The organism is Saccharicrinis sp. GN24d3 (genome assembly GCF_052400645.1).
Classification (GTDB): domain Bacteria; phylum Bacteroidota; class Bacteroidia; order Bacteroidales; family Marinilabiliaceae; genus Saccharicrinis.
This window is the reverse complement of record NZ_JBQTGI010000021.1, coordinates 44,337-64,870: the sequence shown is the minus strand read 5'-3', so window position 1 is coordinate 64,870 and position 20,534 is coordinate 44,337. Positions and strand designations below refer to the sequence as shown.

Here is a 20,534-nt window from a genome sequence, read left to right as displayed (position 1 = left end):
TTGGTCTACCATTGCATTGTCAACTCTCTGTTTCCAACAGAACCTAACCACCTAAAAAGCCCGTAAATTAAGATATTATCAAATGGCAACGGCACACCTTTGGGAAAATAAAATACGTATATTGCCCACAATTAGTAAAATATATTATTAAATACAGATGCGCTATATTATTTTATTTTTAATGCTGACCCTATTAATTGCAGGGTGTAAGTTCACAAACAACCATACCCAGATACATAATCCACACGTAATTGCCTTTTACAATCTCGAAAATCTTTTCGATACCATCAATGATGTTGGTGTTTACGACGGCGAATTTACACCAAGCGGATCAAAAGCATGGAATACAGAACGATACGTTTCCAAACAACAGAACCTGAGCAAAGTTATTGCCGACCTGGGCACAGACCAAGGCATAGATGGCCCCACCTTGATAGGTTTGTGCGAAGTTGAAAACCGTTCGGTTTTGGAAGATTTAATCCATTCGGATAAACTGAAAGACAAAGGTTACTCTATCATCCATTTCGACTCTCCCGACAAAAGAGGAATTGACGTTGCCCTACTCTATAAACCAAGTGCCTTCTGGATTGAAAAGACCCAACTATTTCCCTTGATAATACAAAGTACCGAAACTGGCAAAAGGTTATACACCCGGGATCAACTGTTAGTTTCCGGCAAACTCGAGGGGGACCCGATTCATGTAATTGTAAATCACTGGCCCAGCAGGTACGGCGGGCAAAAAAGAAGCCTCCCTTCCAGAAAATCGGCTGCCTTATTGAACAGGCAAATCATCGACTCTCTTTTACACATAAACAGGGATGCAAAGATTATTACCATGGGCGACTTAAATGATGACCCAACCGATGAATCCGTTCATATTCACCTTGACGCACATACGTCCCAAAACAACCTAGAGCACAATAACTTATATAATCCTTTAGCCATGAATTTCAAAGAAGGAAAAGGAACGCTTTTTTACAGGGGCAAATGGAATTTATTTGATCAATTGATCATCTCCCGGGGACTTTTAGATAGCTCAAAAGGGTTTCAGTACGACTCTGCTTATATTTACAAAAAACCCTATCTAATTCAGCAAGATGGTGATTATAAAGGTTACCTTTTAAGAACCTACGGCGGGGGAAATTATTTAAACGGCTATAGCGACCACTTACCTGTTTACCTGGTATTATCCCCTAATTAATTAGAATACTTTATCTTTGGGCTGAAGAACTGGGTTGCAGCATCGAAGGGGAATATTAGAAATGTATGTTTCTTCAGGCCATATATTGCATTCCAAAATCTCAAAGTGCTGTTAGCGTGTTCTATCAATGCAAAGTCCGTAAGGGCAATGTTAATTGCAATATTTACAAAGGGAGGCAAGTCTGTCCTGTAATATCACAATAACGCACTTTCAAACAGTTAATCGCATTATAAATCAATTATGGCAAGAAGCAAAGGAAAAGGGAAACAAGCAAGCGGCGGATCTGCCGGACAAAATCGAAAAAAGTCGGAAGAATTCTTGTTACAAAACCTTAACAAACCCAATATTATTGAAACCGAATCGGGGCTTCAATATGAGATTATCAAAGAAGGTGAAGGGGACAGCCCTCGATACGACAGCACCGTAAAAGTACACCAACGGGCTATGCTTCTGGGAGGAAAGATATTGGACGATACCTACAAGGAGAATTCACCCATGGAGTTTAAGTTAGATGAAGTGATTGATGGCTACAAGGAAGGTCTTATGATGATGAAAATTGGAAGCCGCTATAAATTTTATGTGCCACCTGAACTAGGATGGGGCAAAAAAGGTTCCGGTGGAAGGATAGGTCCTTTTGCTGTAGTTATTTTTGACGTTAGCTTGTTAGAGATTATTTAAATCCGTTATTAGTTGAGCACTTATCGAATTCAATAAGTGCTCTATCGAATTGCTTTCGCCTAACAGTTTGCCCCTAAAATACAAGCTATAAATATGAGGAGCACCAGAACCAACCTCCACCTTCCATTCGCAATCATCAATTACCGGCTCAAAGCCTATGCGGTATAATGCCCTGCTCACCCACGTACTCCGAATACCTGTTCCCACTATTGAGATGGGCTCCCTTTTTATGTTATGGTACAAAAAACTGCCAGTAATATTATCAAACTCAATTCCTTCCCGCTCAAAAAAACACTTAAAATCATTTGATAGCACCAAATCTTCAGGAATACCTTCCTGTAATGTTCTTCCCTGTCCCAGTAACCAAATTTTATCGGCTATCTGTAAAGCCATTTCCAAGTCGTGGGTAGACAAGAGAATACCTCTATTTTTTTTCCTTGACAAACGACGGAGCAGTTGCATGATTTCGATTTTCGCAGGCAAATCCAGGAAGGCCGTTGGCTCATCCAATATAATAAACGGGGTTTCCTGCACCAACGCCTTGGCAATCATAGCCTTCTGACGTTCTCCATCACTCATTTTGTCCATGTGTTTCTGGGCATACCCTTTTAATCCAACTTCTTCTATGGCATGCAGAACCAGTTCCACATCCTGCTTCATCAGCTTACCAAAAAATCCTGTATAAGGTGTTCTGCCTAAAGCAACCAGCTCAAACACGCTTAGGTTTTGCACATCTATCCTGTCGGTTAGCACTACGCTAACTCTTTTGGCGCGATGGGCCTCGGATAGATTTTCAATTTTATCCTTTCCATACCATACCTGCCCGTCTAACGGCTTTAAAAATCCCGACAATGTTTTTATTAGCGTTGATTTCCCTGCTCCGTTAGGCCCCAACAGACAGATAAACTGACCAGCCTTAACGCTCACGTTGATATTCCGGTGCAACGGGTCGGCATGTTTATCGTAACCCACGGCCAGGTTTTCTGTACCTAAAAACATTTTTTCTTGCGCCTCCTTCATATTACTGCATTAAACTACGTCGTTTCAAGATTACATACACCACTATGGGCGCTCCAATAAGCGAGGTCACCGCATTGATGGGCAAAGTCCCATCGAAACCCGGCAATCGGGCTATTAGATGACAAAACAAAGCCAGTACGCCTCCAAATAATATTACACCGGGAATTAAAACCGAATGGTCGGCAGTTTTGAAAATTCCTTTACAAAGATGCGGAACGGCCAGTCCCAAAAAAGCCACCGGTCCACAGAAAGCCGTCACTGTAGCAGTAAGCAAACCGGTCACGATTAAAATACCAACTCTGGAACGTTTGATATTTAAACCTAAATTAGCGGCATAGTTTTCGCCTAACAGCAAAACATTCAACGGCTTAATCAGGAACAAGGAACCTAATAAGCCCAATAAAACCATGGGTATAAATATGACATGTTTATCCCAGGAGAGATTATTAAACGACCCTAAGCCCCACACCACAAAAGCCTGAACATCTTCTTTGCTACTGATATATTGCAATAGCCCTACAATGGCACTTGAAGCATAACCTACCATGATGCCTACGATCAGTAGCATCGCATTGTTTTTTAGCTTACGGGCCAAAAAAAGCACCATAAACAATACCCAAAGCGCACCTACAAATGCTGCACCTGTAATGGTAAGAGAGCCAAACCATCCTATGCTGGAAAGCGAAATTCCCTGTATTGCCCCAAACAACAGCACTACAATAGCCACTCCCAAACCAGCCCCGGAACTAATACCCAAAATAGAAGGCCCCGCTAAAGGATTCCGAAATAAGGTTTGCATTTGAAGTCCGCCCGCAGCCAAACCCGCGCCGGCGAGCAAAGCAGTTATTGCTTGCGGGAGTCTTGATTTTAGCAAAATGTTTCCCCATATCTCATTGTCAACCGGTAAACCCAACATCCATTTCACTACTACCTGAAATGGGATATACACCGATCCCAGGGAGATATTAAGCACAAAAAGAAAAACTAATAATATGGTCAGCGCCATAAAAGCATAATTCTTCCTCCCTTTTGCGAGCTCGCCTTGCATACAACGCTAATCTTTATATAATTTTTTATAATATACCAACTCTTTACCTTTCAAAAGACCAGGGTGAAACAGCATTACCAAATCCGACAAGACAACATCAGGCTCCAACAATCCCTTTTCGTACAACATTGAATGATTGGTGTTGGAAAAAATTACATTTTTAGTTTTAAAAGCTTTAAAATCCGCATATCTTCCATCTTCATCCAGTAAAGCGGAATAGCTAAACTCATCTTTATAATTCACCATCAACGACCAATAATCGCAGTTACCGGCCGCTTCATACACTGTTTCAAAATCATAACTTAGGGAACCGGTTCCATGCCTGTCCTTAAAAACATAGTCGACACCTGCATCCCTTAAAAAGTTTGCGTTATAACTTTCTGCCGCCGCCGTATACCAAACGCCTTGATACACCTTACCTAAAAAAACGCTCGGCCGTATTTTTGAACTAGCCGCAAGCGCTTTCACTTTGTGGTATCTTTGGGCAATTTCGGTTACTTTTGAAATAGCTTCCTCTTCTTTATTAAAAAATGCGGCCACATATACCAACCATTCCACCCTCCCCAATGGAGTATTTTCAAGATAGCTGCTATTTGTAGCGATATTAATGCCGGCGCTCCGCGCGGGTCCGTAAAAATCCTCTTTAAATGGGGATATCATCATCATATCAGGATTTAAGGCTAACAACAACTCCAAATCAGGCGCAAAAGCTGTTCCTATATTCCTTATGTTTCCTTTTTTTAATCCCTCTTGAATCTTGGGGTTAGATACATATTCAGGTTCTGCCATACCAACCAATTGGTCAATAACGTTTAGTTCGTTCGCATAACATATTTGCGTCGATGTTACAGAAATCCATTTTTCTACCGGTATTTTTATGGCCGAAGGGTGGTCTTTAAGGAATTGTTCATCGTCGGAAAGTAAAGTAACCATAGGTTTTTCACTTTCATCCCACGGATGTTTAACCTCTATTTTTTTATGATCCTTAAAGTATTGGATGGAGAAACGATTGGCATAGGCAGGCTGATAAACCGCATCAGCCTCAAGTTCATTCCGGCTTTTGTGCTTGGCGTTTTGTTTTTGATTACAGGCCATCAGCACAAATATAAGCACCACAAATAATCCACTTTTTTTTACTGTCATCACTTTATACTCCCGAAAGTTAAACGGTTACTTATTTCTTTCGTGGCAGGTTTTCCGACTTTCATTTAGAGCATCTTCCCAACAGGCTGTTGCCTGTCAGTGATTTTTCGCTCACCCATTAGGGCAGAATACGGCTGCGGGTACAGTTCCTGACTCCCGAAAACATCGGTTACAGGATTCCCTTTTACAATGCTATATGCAACACCACATTACATCCATTCTCCGTTCTAGTCACCTAATATATTCATTACAAAAAGTTCCTATGCGCAAAATTGGATGGGGCAAAAATACATTAAAAAAATCACACAAAAAAAGGTCGTTCCCAACAGTAACGACCTTCCATATCTTTTATTTATTATTTTATTCCTCGATATACACCAACAATGCTGAGTATGTGTTCACCTCCTGGCTGGAGTGAGCAGAGTACTTTATATCTACAATATTGTCAGAATCAACATTATTCTCATCAATAAAGTCATTGATTTGCAGATCTATCGCGGTATCGAAATCATCCACTCCAGTATATTGAAAATGCTTTGTTTTAACCTTGCCCATAATTTTTTATTTTTATTAGTTCTACATGCTTTTCTGTGCATACGAGGCTTTGGCCAATTTGATTCAAAATTGATGAATAAAGTTTATCCGGCTTTTATCCATGAATGAAAATGGAGGATATGCGACGCTTAAGGGGAGTATCGAAAAACGAACAGGTAATCCCGGGAATTATTTGACAACAGTTGTTACTGCGCCTCCATCCAAGATGTAAAACGCTGAAATTCATTGTGATGTTCCGACATCCACAATAACACATCCTCGTTATATCGGCAACCACTAATAAAATAGCAGAATGTTTCCGAAAAATTATTTTTTTGGAGCTTTGAAAAGAAGTTCACGTAAAAATCCCACCAGAACCCATTTTTATCAACAGACGACTCTTCCAAAATCTTAAAAAGCGTTGTACTATTGTTAGCAAATTTAACCAACAAACTATTACCTATCTCAGTTCCTTCGGCCTCTTTCTCAAATTCAGAGGCTTTAATCATACTTACAGCCAATTCTGCATTGGCAAATTCGCCATAGTTAAAACCGGCCTTAATAAGCTGGATATCACGCTGCCCTTTTACACGAACACCCTGGTTCCAAAGAGACCCCAACAGATCATAAGCCGTTGTGCTGCGATCACTGTCCTGCTCCAGCAGCAAAAAGTAGTATAGGGGCAACATGCTGCGCACCCTTTCCCCCATGTCGAACATGATGTAAGCTAACAGCAGGTGGCTGCTCGCATGTGCGGGATACATTTCAATGGCAAAAACCGCGTGTTCTTGTGCTTCTTCATACTGCTTATTATTAAATTGGGACAGTGCCAGGTTATAATGCAACAAATAGCTAGCCGGATATTTCTTCAAAGCTTCCTTATAGATTTTTCTGGCTTTCCTGGATCTCCCAAGGTTTTCCCAGGCCGAACCATTTATGAGATATGCATCTTCGCAATACTCCCCTCCTTTATCCAACAACTTACTGCTGTAAACGGCGGCTTGCGCATCATCCTGCAAAGCCAGATAAGTTGCCGCCATTTGGTAGCAAACCAAATCCGAGCTTTTATCAAGCTTATATGCTTGCTTAAACCAAGACAAGGCTTTTTCATATTTTCCGGTTTGATAATCGGATATTCCCCTTGATAAGATGGTTTCAAAATCGGAGGTTTGAGCATGTACTTGCAATGGCGCAAGCATACAGGATATAATTATTGCGATTATTATTCTAGCATTCATCTAATTAAAATAAGTATCAAGTATCAAGACTAACGAACATCACCTGCTCCTCTATAGCATAGGAGGCAAAGGGCCTATGTTTTTAATCATCACTTTGTTTGTATAACAACAGACATGGGTATTTTATCTGTTTAGAATTAAGTTTATTTATATTTTAAACGGTATTCCGCTTCTTTAATTGCTGGAACGCGAAATTACACAGAAATATTTAACTCTGATCTTCAATAATCGTACCGTTATCACATTTATCAAATTTTAACAGATTGCAATATAGATTCGATCAGCCTTACATAATAAGCTTTGTTTTGCTTCTGCGGGGCGTGAACAAAACCATCAATCATCAATAACCGGCCATTGGCATCATCTATTATAAAATAATCGACAAATGGCCCTCCCATAAAAAAACCTTCCACCTTCCATAATCCTCGGACTTCGATCACATTTAAACCATTCACAACCATCCTTTTAGAAACTACAGGTATTGTTTTCTCCGTTTGCATACAAGTTAGCTCCGAAGGTCCGGGAATAAATACCCTGCCTACCGAATCGCGCAAGTGTACCAAGTCCTTATCGCTAATGGACGATATGTTTTCCAGTTCGAAAGATTTTAGCACAATGTGCATGGATGTTTCTAATCGATCGAACCTAAACCAACTAAAGTCAGCTGTATCTTTAACCAATCTATAACCTTTGGGCAGCACCATTTTCACCCCATGCTTATCGTGGATATATCGTCTTGTTGCGGTATCAGCACCTTTAAAGTTAGCCAATTTCATGGTTTTAATATCACCATAATACAGAAAATCAAATATTTGTGATTGATGATCTTTAAATACTTTCGAGAAAGAAGCTATATTTGGGATCTCAATTTCAACAACCTGCTGATGCCTTGCCCAAACACTTCTCCGGAATAAAATCTTAGGTTTATCTAATGCTTTTTGTTGCACGATAATAATGTTTCGATATGCCTTAAAATGCCCTTCAAAGTCATTGGGCGTTATGGAAGATACTTTAAAGGTCGGTTCCGCTTGCGGTACGCAAGGGAATTCCTGGTTGGCAAAGGCAGCTATAACTCTTTTTACTTCTGTTTTTTGCAAGCCCTTATCCATCACCACCAAAAGCTCACCAGGGGCACCAACCGATCGGCTTTTAATGGAATCTCCAGAAGTCTGACAGCCGGAAATATAAAAGAACAAGGCAACGAACACTACGTTAAAATTACGCAAAGAAAGTACATTAAGAATAATCATGGAGTTCATATTTTAGTTAAAAAAAACCTGCCTCGAAAAGGGAAAACGAGGCAGCTATATCTAAGAATTTTATTTTTATTGCTTGCTTGGGAATTATTGGTAATCACTATATATTAACAACTTATCGTAAAGCAAACTTTATTGGTACCTGATACGACACGGGCACCGCGCGAGTGCCTTGTTTACCTGGCTTCCAATCGGGCATACCCGATACCACCCGTAAAGCCTCCCTGTCCAAATTAGCATCGACCCCCCGGAGTATGCTAACTTTTTCAACCTGGCCGGTTTCACTAATCACAAAACTCAGATAAACAGTACCTTCAATGCCGTTTTCGGCGGCTATTACCGGATACCTTACCGAGGAAGCCAGAAAGGATCTCAACGCCTTTTCTCCGCCCGGAAACTCTGGTTTGTCGGACACGGCAAAGAACGGTATTGGATCGGTATCTTCCTCTTGTTCTCCCATGTGTTCCAGTGCGATGGACATATCTTCCAATGATTCTGAATTAATTTCCAACTCCTCTTCTGGCAAATCGTACTCATCATCAACGATAAGCAACTCTTCCAAAACAATCTGTTTTGGTTTCGGCTGCTCTACTTCAGGTTCTTTCTCCCTAATAACAGGGATCATTTCTTCATCGTTATCAAAAATCGAGTTATCGACCAGTACTCCGGGATTCTGACGGATAGTCTTCCATTCGAATGCTACTAGCGAAGCTCCCAAAGCCACCACTAAACCAATCTGTAAAAACATAAACCGTTTTCGCTCCAGGTCGGCTTCTTTCGTTTTTTTCACTTCCATTGTCTAACGTTTTAAAGATTATGTAACTGAAATATTCAGCTACACTTTCTTTTAACCAAGCCTTATACCAAAAAACAAAACCGGGGAGTTCAATAATCGCATGTATCTGCATATCTGAATATTACCACTCTTAAGCCAGACAAACCAAATACAAGTAGAATAATGTAAAACCGCCCGACTGGGCGCAATAGCCCACCCAATATTTATTTTTCAATGAATCAGTAATTGCAAGCCTAATATTTATTTTTTAATTAGTTTTGTACTCAACCTATTGATTTTACGAACAGATTGAACGTGCATACGACCTTATCTTTGATACATCGTTTTTTAGAAGACCGACTCACAAGCTTTTTTCCCTGTCCTTGTGCGATTGCTCTTCTTGACGCTGAAAAGAAATTGGTTTACACGAGAATTACCGGGGAACTTGCGCCTTATAAGGTTTCATTCCTAAAACACATCCGGGAATCTCAACAAAACCTTACGACCAACGATTTTACGATCGTGTCAAAAGCATTATATGGTTCACAAATGTTTTTGGCACTAGGATTAATGGATAAGGAGACCAATGTAGTTACTTATCTAAATTTAATCTGCGAGAATATCGATCAGCACATCAAGGAAAGCCACACCCTGAATATGCTAGGACAAAGCGAGGCTTTTTTTTCGGCGATGATTGATTCCGTAAAAGCAGGCATGATCGCCACCGATCAGGGCGGTAATATTCTTTATGCCAACATGCACATTTGCAGAACACTAAAAATCAATAAGGAATCCCTAACAAAAACATCTATTCGCAAATTGATCCCCAATTGGAGCACTATTTTTAAGAAATTAAGCGCGGGGAATCTCGTCAAAAATGAAGAGGTTATAATTACCAATCAGGCAAGCTTGCTTAAATTGAATATGGATGCTGCTGCAATTAACGACCAAAATAATAGCATGATAGGCTTTTGCATTGTATTCCGCACTTTGGAGAAAATGAAATCGTCGTATTCAAAGAATTTGGGAATGGAAGCCAGGTACCGTTTTAAAGATATTATTGGCAAGAGCAAAGCGATGAAACAGGTGATTGAGTATGCCGAAACCATTGCGAATAGTCCATCTACGATTTTAATCGAAGGCGAAAGCGGCACTGGGAAAGAAGTTTTTGCGCAAAGTATCCACAATGCCAGCAATCGCAAAAAAAACGCATTTGTGGCCATTAACTGTGCGGCCATACCAGAAAATTTGATTGAAAGCGAACTTTTTGGTTATGACGATGGTGCCTTTACCGGTGCTAAGAAAGGTGGCCAGTCCGGAAAATTTGAGTTGGCGAACAAGGGCACCCTGTTTCTGGACGAGATTGGAGACATGAAACCGGACATGCAGGTAAAACTGCTCAGAACCATTCAGGAAAGCAGTGTTACCAGAATTGGTGGCGACAAGGTGATTCCTGTGGATGTGAGAATCATTGCCGCTACCAATAAAAACCTGGCCGAAGAGGTTGAAAAAAGCAATTTCAGAATGGACTTATATTACAGGATAAGCGTTATTCCTTTGCACATCCCTTCGTTACGTGAACGCAAAAGCGACCTGCCATCTTTAATCCGTTTTTTCCTGAACCAGAAAAGTCTTAAGCTTCAAAAAGATATCCCTCAAATGGGATATTCCACCCTGCAACAGTTGTTGGACTATGACTGGCCGGGCAATGTGCGGGAATTGGAGAATTTTATCGAGCAACTGGTCAACTTTAACGGGAAAATTTCTTTGGACAGCTTTCAAAAACTTAAACAAGAAGAACAATTGATCACCCATATTCCTTTCGTCCAGGCACAATCGGAATTCGCCGCTCCTCAGTCGCTTAAAGAAGTAGAAAAAAATCATATCATCAACACCCTGAAACAGCACAAGGGAAATATGACAAAAACGGCCAAAACCTTAGGCATTAGCAGAAACACCCTGTACCTGAAATCAAAGAAATACGAAATTTCCATTCCCGAAATTCAGATTCAGCTAAACACATAGCGTCCTTTATTAGGACAATGTATTATTTTAGGACATTCTGAACAAATATAAATGTCCTATTTTAGTGCATTGCTAATTTACCATGCAACACGACACCTTCTTAACTTTCTGAATACTTTCCATTTAAGCAAGTTGGCACACAATTGGATATCACAAGTTTAAATTATGGATGTCATGGGTCAAAATCAAAAAACACATACAATAAGAATTTGCCTGGGAAGTTCTTGTTATACAAGGGGTAATGCCGAAAACCTGAAGATTATTCAATCTTTTGTGGAAGAAAGAAACATTGGCGCTTCACTTGACTTCAGAGGTCACCTTTGCAACGAAAACTGCAACCGCGGTCCGGTAATAACCATCGATGACCAATCGTACGAAGAAGTGCAACCTTTTCAGGTAGAAAAACTGCTTGAGGAAACACTCGGATAGACCATGAACACAAAACCCATCTATACCATAGAAAACGACTGCAAGGATTGCTACAAGTGCATTCGCAATTGCCCGTCGAAAGCTATAAAAATAACGGAGCAAAAAGCTTCGATTATTGACGAACGCTGTGTTTACTGCGGCCATTGTGTTTCTATTTGTCCTGCAGGTGCCAAGCAGGTGCGCGATGGTGTTTCCAGGGTTAAACAACTGATTAAATCAGACACAACAACCGTGGTGTCATTAGCCCCTTCATTTCGTTCGGAGTTTAAAAACATATCTGAACAACAATTAATTGCCGCGTTAACAGCAATGGGTTTTAACTACATTTCGGAAACTGCGTTAGGCGCTCAAATAGTGACCGAGCACACCGGGCAGTTTTTGAAAGCCCGCAAGAAAGGTGTATTTATCTCCTCGGCATGTCCCGGTGTTGTTGAACTCATAAAAAAATATTATCCACAACACATTCCCAACATCACCCCTTTTCTGTCTCCCATGCTTTCACATGCCAAAATGCTGAAGCAAGAACTGGGCGATGATATTTCTGTTGTCTTTATAGGTCCTTGCATTGCCAAAAAGGCCGAAGCCGACAATTGGCCCAAACTAATAGACACGGCCATCTCGTTTACGGAACTGAACCAGTGGATGGAAGAAGAGGGAATAATGGAAAAAATGGACAAGGAGTTACAAAACACTCCGTTTTTTCCTCACCGCGCCAATACCGGAAACGTTTATCCCGTAGATGGCGGGATGATTAAGACATTGTCCGAAACCAAGGACAGCAATATTTTAAGCCTTTCTTTTTCAGGTATCTACGAAGTAAAACGGGTGCTTGAAAATCTGGACAATATTCAACATAATGGCCCTGTTTTCCTGGAACTCCTGTTATGCGAAGGAGGCTGCATCAACGGCCCCGGTTGCATCAGCGAAGCAAACCCCGTCCAAAAAAAGATTGATATACTTTACAGCCAAAATAATTCCGTAGAAAAAGAACATGATCCCGTTCTTATAAATATTGAATGTGATTACTTTGGTGCAAAACCTATTCGACAACCCGAGTTTTCGCCCAAAGAAATCCAGGAGACACTTTACAGTATCGGGAAATCGGATCCGTCCGAAGAGCTGAACTGTGGGAGTTGCGGTTACAATACCTGCCGGGAGTTTGCCCAAGCAACTTTAGCGGGTATGGCGGAGACAAACATGTGCGTTTCACATCTTAGAAAAATCGCCCACAACCAGGCCACTGTATTACTTAAAAAGATTCCATCGGGCGTAATGGTTGTCAACCAAGACCTCATGGTGACAGAAATGAACCTGAGTTGCGCAAAAATGTTGGGACCTGACATTGAAAAAAGCTATTTAAAAAACAATGGACTAAAGGGCATCACCATTGACGACCTGGGGTATTTTACAGAGCATTTTAAAACAGCTATTCACACCGGTAAAGAATATAACCAAATCGCTATCAACCAAAACGGAAATAATTTTCAGCTCTCCATATTCAACATTCAAAAACACAAGCTGATTACCGGAATCATTCAAAATTTCAAAAACAAAGAGTTTAAAGCGGACATCATTGAAAACAGGACCCGAGAAGTGATTAAAAAGAACATGGAAACAGTTCAGAAGATTGCTGCTTTACTTGGCGAAAACGCTTCACATACCGATTCCTTGCTCAACTCCATCCTGAACGACTATTCCTCGGAGGGAATTTCGGCACAACCAAAAATTATGGCCAACAATGAATAGTCCTTTTGTGATAGAAGCTGAACACATCAGCCATGCAAAGGCCGGTGAATCAACCTGTGGCGACTCCATCCTGTTTAGCAAGATAAAGGAGGAAAACAGATTGGTTGCCGTTGTTTCTGATGGACTGGGAAGTGGTGTCAAGGCCAATATTTCGGCTACGATGACAAGCACTATGGCACTTCAGTTTACCATTGCCGGAGAGCCGGTTGAAAGAACTGCAGAATTCATTACCAACACTTTGCCCCTGGATTCCAAACGAAAAGTGAGCTATTCTACTTTTTCTATACTTGACATTAATTACAAAGGCAAGGTTAAAGTTATCGAATATGATAATCCCCCTATATTGGTTTTTAGACGTGGTGAATTTATCGAACTCCATAAAAAAGAAAAAACGCTCAGCAATATTCAATCTTGCAGAAACAAGATTTATCAATACGATTTTAAACTCGAGAAGGAAGATCGCATCATTATGGTGACCGATGGGGTAACACAATGCGGCATGGGAAGTGACGAGATGCACTTTGGATGGCAACTCTCTGGATTAAAATCTTTTATCCGGAAAACCATCAACCAACAACCCAACATATCAGCGCATGAGCTGGCGGGAGACATTATTGCACAATCAATGCACATTGACAACAACACTTTACAAGATGATGCTTCCTGTTGCGTACTATATTACAGGCGACCCAGGAAATTGCTTATTGTAACGGGCCCTCCCTTTCATAAAGAAAACGATACTGTTTTGGCCCGCTCCATCAGCGATTTTTATGGCAAGACAATTGTTTGCGGCGGAACAACATCTAAAATTGTTGCCCGGGAATTAGGAAGTGAAGTTGAAATTGACCTGAACAATTATGTTCCAGGCTTGCCCCCAAAAGCTACCATGAAGGGTGTTGACCTGGTTACCGAAGGAATTATCACCCTGGCTAAAGTCTCCGAAGAACTTGAAACCATTAATTCTATCGGGCAAGTGCCCAATTCCACATCCGGCGAAATCATTAAGATGATGATGGAAAGCGATGAGATACAATTTATTTCCGGCACAAGAGTGAACAACGCACACCAGGACCCCAACCTTCCGGTAGAGTTGGAAATCAGACGTAACGTTGTCAAAAGGATTTCACACCGTCTGGAAAACAAATTTTTAAAGAAAACCTCTATCACGTATCTATAACAAAGCAGAATGAGAAGTAAAAAGTTAACAGTTACCGGTCAGCAGTCGGTTGTACGCAGTCCCGAAAATATCAAAATCAATGATTTTGTAGCGTTTCCGGGGGTACTCGAAAAACATCCCATATTTAAACTTTGTTTTATTCGGGAAAAGCACGTCACTTTTTATGACCCAGACTGTAGATTAAGAGATCATAATAAAATATCTGAAAATATAAACTTGAACTAGCGAATGACTTATTTTAACAACGCAATTCAAACTAAAAGGGAGCTACAAACTACCTTAATCAAACTATTAAAGCAAGATCAACTTATCGAAAAAATAGATCGTATACCTTTGGAAATGCGACCTAAATCGAAAACGCCCATTAGGTGCTGCGTGCATAAGGACCGGGCTGTGATCAAGTACAAATCGATGGCTATCATGGGCTTTTGCACCGAGGACGAAGAAGACGAACTTACACCACTAAGTGAATATGCCCAGAAAGCTTTGGAAAAAACGGAAATCCCCAAAGAGCATTTAACTGTTATCGACGAGGCTTGTAGTTCTTGTGTACAGGTAAATTATACGGTTAGCAACCTTTGCCAGGGATGTGCCGGACGTGCTTGTCAGGTCAACTGCCCCAAAGATGCCATTAGAGTGGTGAATAGCAAAGCGATTATCGACAACCAAAAGTGTGTGAACTGCGGATTATGTCAAAAGGCTTGCCCCTTTCATGCAATCGCCTATTTGCCTGTACCCTGCGAAGAAGCCTGTCCCGTGCAAGCGATCAAAAAGAACGAAGAGGGTATTGAGGTGATTGATATGGGCAAATGTATATATTGCGGTAAATGCATGACTGCCTGTCCGTTTGGTGCTGTCATGGAAAAGTCACAGGTGCTTCAGCTGGCCAAAACATTAAAAAGCCAGGAGGAGACCGTCGCCATGGTTGCCCCCGCTATTCTGGGGCAGTTTAAAGCCAGTGCCGAACAAATATTAGGGGCCCTCAAAGCCATTGGTTTTACACATATAATTGAGGTTGCCGAAGGTGCCGATATTACCGCCAAAAACGAAACGGAAGAATGGATCGAAACAGTTCAGAAAAATGATCCATTTCTGACATCATCTTGTTGTCCTGCTCACACCTTACTGAGCGAAAAACATATCAAAACACTTCAGCCATTGGTATCGCATACCAAATCGCCCATGATTTATACTGCACACATAGCGAAGAAGAAATTCCCAAACGCCAAACGTGTATTTATTGGCCCATGCCTGGCCAAACGACATGAAGCCAGTGCATCAGGAGAAATTGATTTTGTGATGACATTTGAAGAACTAAACTCTTTTTTTACCGCTTATGAAATAGATTTTGCGACTATCGAGAATGTGACATTAGGTTCGAACATCTCTGCCGAAGCACGGGGTTTTGCATTAAGCGGGGGCGTAGCCCAAGCCATTAAAAATAGCGTACCCAACGGATATGCCTTTAAAGAGTTTTTGATCGATGGTCTGCACAAAAAGAACATCAAATTACTGAAGGCCTTTAGTACAAAAGCACCCGATTACAATTTTATTGAAGTAATGGGATGCGAAGGTGGATGTATGAACGGGCCGGGAAGTGTTACTGCCTATAAAACCGGAACAGCACTATTAAAAAAAGCCATTAAACAACAGGAACAAAACGTAAACGTCTAATCGTAACCCTTTCCAAAGTATTTAGAATAATGGCCAAAACTGAAAGTAAATCGCCGATACGAATGGCAGCAACAAAATCGCACTGTAGCGTAACCTTATTCGTTATCTTATAGTATTAACAACATATTTTATGTGATTTATATTAAAGGTTCACAAAATTTGCAGACAAAAAGAGGTTGTATTCTTTACATCCTCTTTTTTTCAAACAATGAGGTTCGGAGGCTAAACAATAAGGTCAGAGACCCAAACAATGAGATTCGGAGGCCAAACAATAAGGTTTGCGATTCAATCAATGAGGTACGGAGGTCAAACAATAAGGTTCATGACTCAAACAATGAGGTCTGGACGTCAATCAATAAGGTTTGTGACTCAAACAATGAGGTTCGGAAGTCAATCAATAAGGTTTGTGATTCAATCAATAAAGGATACAGTTTTAGCAGAATGGTTTGTGATTCGGGTAATAAGGTTCAACCCGCAATATGCATTAGAAAAGCTATTACAACATTTTGACTATGAAGTCAGCGCTGTGGCAGTTCCAATTTAATGGATGCAGAAATACTGTCTTACGAAACAAAATCCTTAGAAAAAGAGATCGTTATAGCCATGATTCCGGAAGATAGTGTTAGCAATTGCTTCACTAAATCGCGGACACCGTCAATAGAATTTTCAAAATCTTTAGGGTCCTAATTTCTTAACAAAAAACATGGATGTCAATAGCAAACAACGAATATCACGCAATACTCTTATCAATCTCAATCCCAAACTTTTTAATCTTTCGTTTTAACGCATCCCTCGAAATACAAAGAAGTTCCGCTGCCTGCGTTTGGTTCATATCACAGCGTTTTAGGGCTTCCATTATTAACTTGTGTTCGTTCCTTTCCAAATCCAAGGTATCATAAGCCATGGCTACTTTTTTAACATCTCCTTTTAACGGAAAATCTTCAGGTGTCAACTTATCCCCATCCAGTAATATTAGTGCACGCTCCACCATATTGCGGAGTTCGCGCACATTGCCCGGAAAATAATAGGCTTGCAGTTTTTTAATTATGTCGACACTGATAGCGGGTACTTCGATGTTCTTTTTTCGTGCAAAAGATTGCACAAAATGCATCAGTAGCGGTTGGATATCTTCCGGTCTTTCGCGCAACGGAGGTATGTTTATTTCAATGGTATTGATACGATGATACAGGTCGATGCGAAACTTGTTCTCTTCTATCAACTGCTCAATGTTTTTATTGGTGGCCGAAATAATCCGCACATCCACCGGCATCTCTTTGGTACCTCCTACCCGCTTCACCTTGTTTTCCTCAATTGCGCGCAACAGCTTTGCTTGCAACGCAAATGGCATATCGGCTATCTCATCCAGAAAAAGGGTTCCCTTGTTGGCCAGCTCAAAATACCCTTTTTTATCCTCGCGGGCATCTGTAAAAGCTCCTTTTACGTGTCCAAAAAATTCGCTTTCGAGCAGACTGACAGGAATAGCGGAACTGTTAACCGGGGCAAAAACCTGTTCGTTCCTGGGACTTCCGTAATGAATTATCCTGGAAATAATCTCTTTACCTGTTCCGTTTTCACCTGTCACCAATACATTAACATCCCTATCCCTGGCAGCCTTTAGTGCCATTTTTATAACACGTTTGATGGCTTCGCTTTCTCCGACAAAATCTTTCTCGATCATTCCTTCCAACTCCTTTGAAACCAAAGATCCAATATTTTCAGCATTCTCCAGCTTTTTCTGAAGTTCCACAAACTTTCCGGTTCGCTCCACAGCCACCTGAATATCCATTACCTGAAATGGTTTACGGATAAAGTCGGAGGCACCGCTACGCATGGCTTCAATCACCATGTCCATATCGCCATAGCCGCTGATCATGATAACTTCGGTATTCGGGAAATCCTCTTTTACTTTGTTCAGCACGTCCAGTCCGTTCATACCCGGAAGCAACACATCCAGAATCAGTATTCCCGGTTGTTCCTTTTCAAGCAAGGCAAAACCCTCATTGGGCATATTGGCCGTAAATACCTCAAAGTTTCTCTTGTCGAGATGATATTTTAGCTTTTCCGTGATCCGGGATTCATCGTCCAGGATTAATATTTTTAGGTTGTTCATCGTATCAATATTAGAGTAACAAGTAGAAAGACTGGTTTTTATTTCGCCGCAGGAAAAATCACCTTCATAATAGTGCCATCCTTTACACGACTTTGCACCTCAATACGTCCTTTCATTTCTTTTACCAGACTATACGAAATAGACAAACCAAGTCCCGTTCCTTTCCCCAGCTGTTTGCTGGTTACAAAGGGCAGAAATATATCGGTTTGTTTTTCGTGAGGAATACCTACCCCATTGTCCATTAGTTTTATAAACACTTCATCTCCCTCAGAACCCGTTTCTATGAGTATCTGTTTTTTAAAACCAGTTTCACCCATCTCCCTTTCACTCACCGCATCTCTTGCATTGGAAAGCAGGTTATGAATTACTTGTTCCACCTTATGCGGGTTCCCCAAAATATCCGGTATTCCATTGTTCAGGCTGAGCCGTAAATCGATATTGTGTGTTTGGTACTGTCGGCGGAGCATGGAAACTGCTGAACCCACACAGTCTGACACAGAAAACCGCTCGTAGACACTTTCCTTTTGGCCGCTGGAAAATACCCTGATATGGTCAACTATTTCGCGGACACGAGCGATGTCTTCAAATATTTCACCCACCGATTTTTTTACGTAGTTTTGGTCCGGCACCTCTTCTTCCAGTTCAAATTGTATCCCTTCGGCCGATAATGAAATATTCTGGATGGGCTGGTTTATTTCGTGAGCGATTCCGGCTGCCAATTCGCCCAGGGAAGACAGGCTTGCCTGATGCACAATGATTTGTTGCTGCTCAACTTGTTTTTGTAGCGCCTCCTTCACTTTGATCTCCAGGTTTTTGTTTTCCTCGCGTTTTAAGTAATACCGGTAATAAATGATGAAAACCAATATCAACACCACTACTATGGTAAACCCAAAAGAAAGCCGCCACACGGACAGGTTCTCTTTCTCCAGCCTTAACCGGTAGTTCTCATTTTTGGCTTCCAAAATTTCGTTTTCCCGGTTCTTTTTTTCCAGATCGCTCACTGCCAGCGTATTTACAAATTGTGCCACATTCTGCTCTCCGGCAAGTACATCCGAAACATTCGAATACCGCACCTGATACTCATATGCCTTTTTATAATCTCCCATAGTCTTGTAAATAAATGATAACATCCGATAGTTATCCTGTATCACGTCCCTACTCCCAATCACTTTGGCCAAGGCTATACTCTTTTGGTGGTGCAAGATGGCTTTTTTATTATTGCTCAATTTGCCATATATTCTGGCCAGGTTTAAAAACGATACTGAAGCTCCCAAATGATCGTTTTGTTGAACCTGCAGCTCTAACGCTTCCCGATAGAAATCCTGGGACTCGCTAAGCATATTTTTACGATAATATACCCCACCCATATTGTTCAGCACCGAGGCAAAACTAAGACTGTCGCCCCTTTGCAAATATTCCTTATGCAATAAAGTAAAATACTCTAACGCTTTGTCATATTCTTCCTCATTAAACCAAATATCACCAATACTCTCCCATAATGCTGTTTTTTCCAGCTCATAACCTTTTCCCTCTTCCGTTATGTACCCAAGGGCTTTTGTATAATTTTCGAGCGCAATCTGGTTCTCTCCCAAATTCTTGTGCACATTTCCCATATCCAGATAGGTAGAGATAATGTTGGACACATCGTTCTCCTTTAAATAAATCAGCAAGGAGTTTTTATAACTATCGAGAGCTTTTTGAAATGTTTTAAGACGATAAAACTTAGTCGCTAAAGCAGTTACACTGCTCTGGTCACCTATCGACTCATAAGTTGAAAGTGATTTTTTATAGTACGAATAGAGATTTTCATAATCATTCAGGAAGTAATACCCCATCCCCAGATTACCGTAGGCTTTGGCTTTTCCTTCCTGATCGTTTAAGGAGGTGGCCAACTTTAGCGCCTGGTTGGCATATTGAATCGCTTTTTCGGCATCGGAAGAAATATAATAGGCCGAAAGTTGGTTGTACACCTCCACCTTTTCGGGCAAGGAGGCATTTTTCAGCTTTCGATGAAGCTGATTAATAACGGACTCCTCTGCTTTGAGCTGAACACTAAAAACAAAAAGAACAACAAATCCGTATTTCAGCAGAAACTTCATGCTTTGTTACCTGTTAGATCCTGACAAACTAAACGACAGCTCTCCGGAAAATTGCATATACTTAACTTTTTTAACCTCAATTTCGGCGCTGTCCACTTTAGTTTCTTCCAATACCGTATTCAACACCATACGGGCAAAAGCTTCGATCAAGTTAAAATGACCGGATTCGGCCCTTCCCATAATTTCCTTCACCATACGCTTTAAGTCTATCGCATCCGAAGGATCGTCACTCCCCTCTTCCAAAACACTATTATATCGAACGGTAATTGTCACCAACAAATCCTGTTGATAATCCTGGAGATGCGGTTCAAACCCCACATTGCTCCGTACTAATAAGTTTTTAATTTTTAATGTTCCCATGGTAGATTATTCTCCAGCTAT

General features: G+C 40.9%; 17 protein-coding genes and 1 riboswitch. Of the genes, 7 read left to right on the top strand and 10 right to left on the bottom strand.

The window, feature by feature from the left end; genetic code table 11:
• Nucleotides 1–157 precede the first annotated feature (157 nt).
• Together ACT29I_RS20705 and ACT29I_RS20700 are read left to right on the top strand one after the other, a co-directional pair.
• Nucleotides 158–1,201, top strand: a complete 1,044-nt coding sequence (locus tag ACT29I_RS20705; protein WP_430934822.1) for an endonuclease/exonuclease/phosphatase family protein — start codon at nt 158–160, stop codon at nt 1,199–1,201.
• Nucleotides 1,202–1,441: 240 nt separating this feature from the next.
• Entirely contained in the window at nt 1,442–1,879 is a 438-nt protein-coding gene (locus ACT29I_RS20700; protein WP_430934821.1) for an FKBP-type peptidyl-prolyl cis-trans isomerase, read from the top strand.
• On the opposite strand, the gene ACT29I_RS20695 is transcribed toward ACT29I_RS20700, so the two are convergent.
• The 7 genes from ACT29I_RS20695 to ACT29I_RS20665 form a co-directional block, all read right to left on the bottom strand.
• The gene (locus tag ACT29I_RS20695; RefSeq protein ID WP_430934820.1) at nt 1,865–2,899 is read right to left on the bottom strand and encodes an ABC transporter ATP-binding protein; all 1,035 of its coding nucleotides are present in this window, start codon (nt 2,897–2,899) and stop codon (nt 1,865–1,867) included. The two genes, ACT29I_RS20700 and ACT29I_RS20695, sit on opposite strands and share 15 nt — an antisense overlap.
• A 1-nt stretch (nt 2,900) precedes the next feature.
• Nucleotides 2,901–3,947: an iron chelate uptake ABC transporter family permease subunit gene (locus tag ACT29I_RS20690; protein ID WP_430934819.1), complete on the bottom strand. Its 1,047-nt coding sequence runs from the start codon at nt 3,945–3,947 to the stop codon at nt 2,901–2,903.
• A gap of 6 nt (nt 3,948–3,953) precedes the next feature.
• Nucleotides 3,954–5,090, bottom strand: coding sequence for an ABC transporter substrate-binding protein (locus ACT29I_RS20685; RefSeq protein ID WP_430934818.1), 1,137 nt, complete (start codon nt 5,088–5,090; stop codon nt 3,954–3,956).
• A 27-nt stretch (nt 5,091–5,117) separates the two neighbouring features.
• A riboswitch (cobalamin riboswitch) is annotated at nt 5,118–5,314 on the bottom strand.
• A gap of 136 nt (nt 5,315–5,450) precedes the next feature.
• Nucleotides 5,451–5,645 carry a hypothetical protein gene (locus tag ACT29I_RS20680; RefSeq protein WP_430934817.1) on the bottom strand — a complete coding sequence of 65 codons (195 nt, stop codon included), beginning with the start codon at nt 5,643–5,645 and terminating at the stop codon, nt 5,451–5,453.
• Between the two features lie 185 nt (nt 5,646–5,830).
• Nucleotides 5,831–6,862: a tetratricopeptide repeat protein gene (locus ACT29I_RS20675; protein ID WP_430934816.1), complete on the bottom strand. Its 1,032-nt coding sequence runs from the start codon at nt 6,860–6,862 to the stop codon at nt 5,831–5,833.
• 248 nt (nt 6,863–7,110) lie between these two features.
• Nucleotides 7,111–8,112 (bottom strand): DUF4837 family protein, encoded by a 1,002-nt coding sequence (locus ACT29I_RS20670; protein WP_430934815.1) that lies wholly within the window; start codon nt 8,110–8,112, stop codon nt 7,111–7,113.
• Between the two features lie 121 nt (nt 8,113–8,233).
• On the bottom strand, nt 8,234–8,914 hold the full coding sequence (locus ACT29I_RS20665) for an energy transducer TonB (protein WP_430934814.1): 681 nt from the start codon (nt 8,912–8,914) through the stop codon (nt 8,234–8,236).
• 501 nt (nt 8,915–9,415) lie between these two features.
• Here ACT29I_RS20665 and ACT29I_RS20660 point away from each other — a divergent pair.
• From ACT29I_RS20660 to ACT29I_RS20640, 5 genes are all read left to right on the top strand, one after another.
• The gene (locus ACT29I_RS20660) at nt 9,416–10,918 is read left to right on the top strand and encodes a sigma-54 interaction domain-containing protein (protein WP_444794315.1); all 1,503 of its coding nucleotides are present in this window, start codon (nt 9,416–9,418) and stop codon (nt 10,916–10,918) included.
• A gap of 174 nt (nt 10,919–11,092) precedes the next feature.
• Complete coding sequence (locus ACT29I_RS20655) at nt 11,093–11,347, top strand: (2Fe-2S) ferredoxin domain-containing protein (RefSeq protein WP_430934812.1); 255 nt, start codon at nt 11,093–11,095, stop codon at nt 11,345–11,347.
• Nucleotides 11,348–11,350: 3 nt separating this feature from the next.
• Nucleotides 11,351–13,093, top strand: a complete 1,743-nt coding sequence (locus ACT29I_RS20650; protein WP_430934811.1) for a [Fe-Fe] hydrogenase large subunit C-terminal domain-containing protein — start codon at nt 11,351–11,353, stop codon at nt 13,091–13,093.
• Nucleotides 13,086–14,270, top strand: a complete 1,185-nt coding sequence (locus ACT29I_RS20645) for a SpoIIE family protein phosphatase (protein ID WP_444794314.1) — start codon at nt 13,086–13,088, stop codon at nt 14,268–14,270. The genes ACT29I_RS20650 and ACT29I_RS20645 overlap by 8 nt, the downstream gene beginning before the upstream one ends.
• 228 nt (nt 14,271–14,498) lie before the next feature.
• Nucleotides 14,499–15,944: a monomeric [FeFe] hydrogenase gene (locus ACT29I_RS20640; protein ID WP_430934808.1), complete on the top strand. Its 1,446-nt coding sequence runs from the start codon at nt 14,499–14,501 to the stop codon at nt 15,942–15,944.
• A gap of 730 nt (nt 15,945–16,674) precedes the next feature.
• Here the strand turns inward: ACT29I_RS20640 and ACT29I_RS20635 are convergent.
• The 3 genes from ACT29I_RS20635 to ACT29I_RS20625 are packed head-to-tail and all read right to left on the bottom strand — an operon-like array spanning nt 16,675 to nt 20,513.
• Entirely contained in the window at nt 16,675–18,054 is a 1,380-nt protein-coding gene (locus ACT29I_RS20635; RefSeq protein WP_430934807.1) for a sigma-54-dependent transcriptional regulator, read from the bottom strand.
• 38 nt (nt 18,055–18,092) lie between these two features.
• Nucleotides 18,093–20,153 carry a tetratricopeptide repeat-containing sensor histidine kinase gene (locus ACT29I_RS20630; RefSeq protein ID WP_430934806.1) on the bottom strand — a complete coding sequence of 687 codons (2,061 nt, stop codon included), beginning with the start codon at nt 20,151–20,153 and terminating at the stop codon, nt 18,093–18,095.
• 6 nt (nt 20,154–20,159) lie between these two features.
• Nucleotides 20,160–20,513, bottom strand: coding sequence for a dihydroneopterin aldolase (locus ACT29I_RS20625; protein WP_430934805.1), 354 nt, complete (start codon nt 20,511–20,513; stop codon nt 20,160–20,162).
• Between the last annotated feature and the right edge of the window lie 21 nt (nt 20,514–20,534).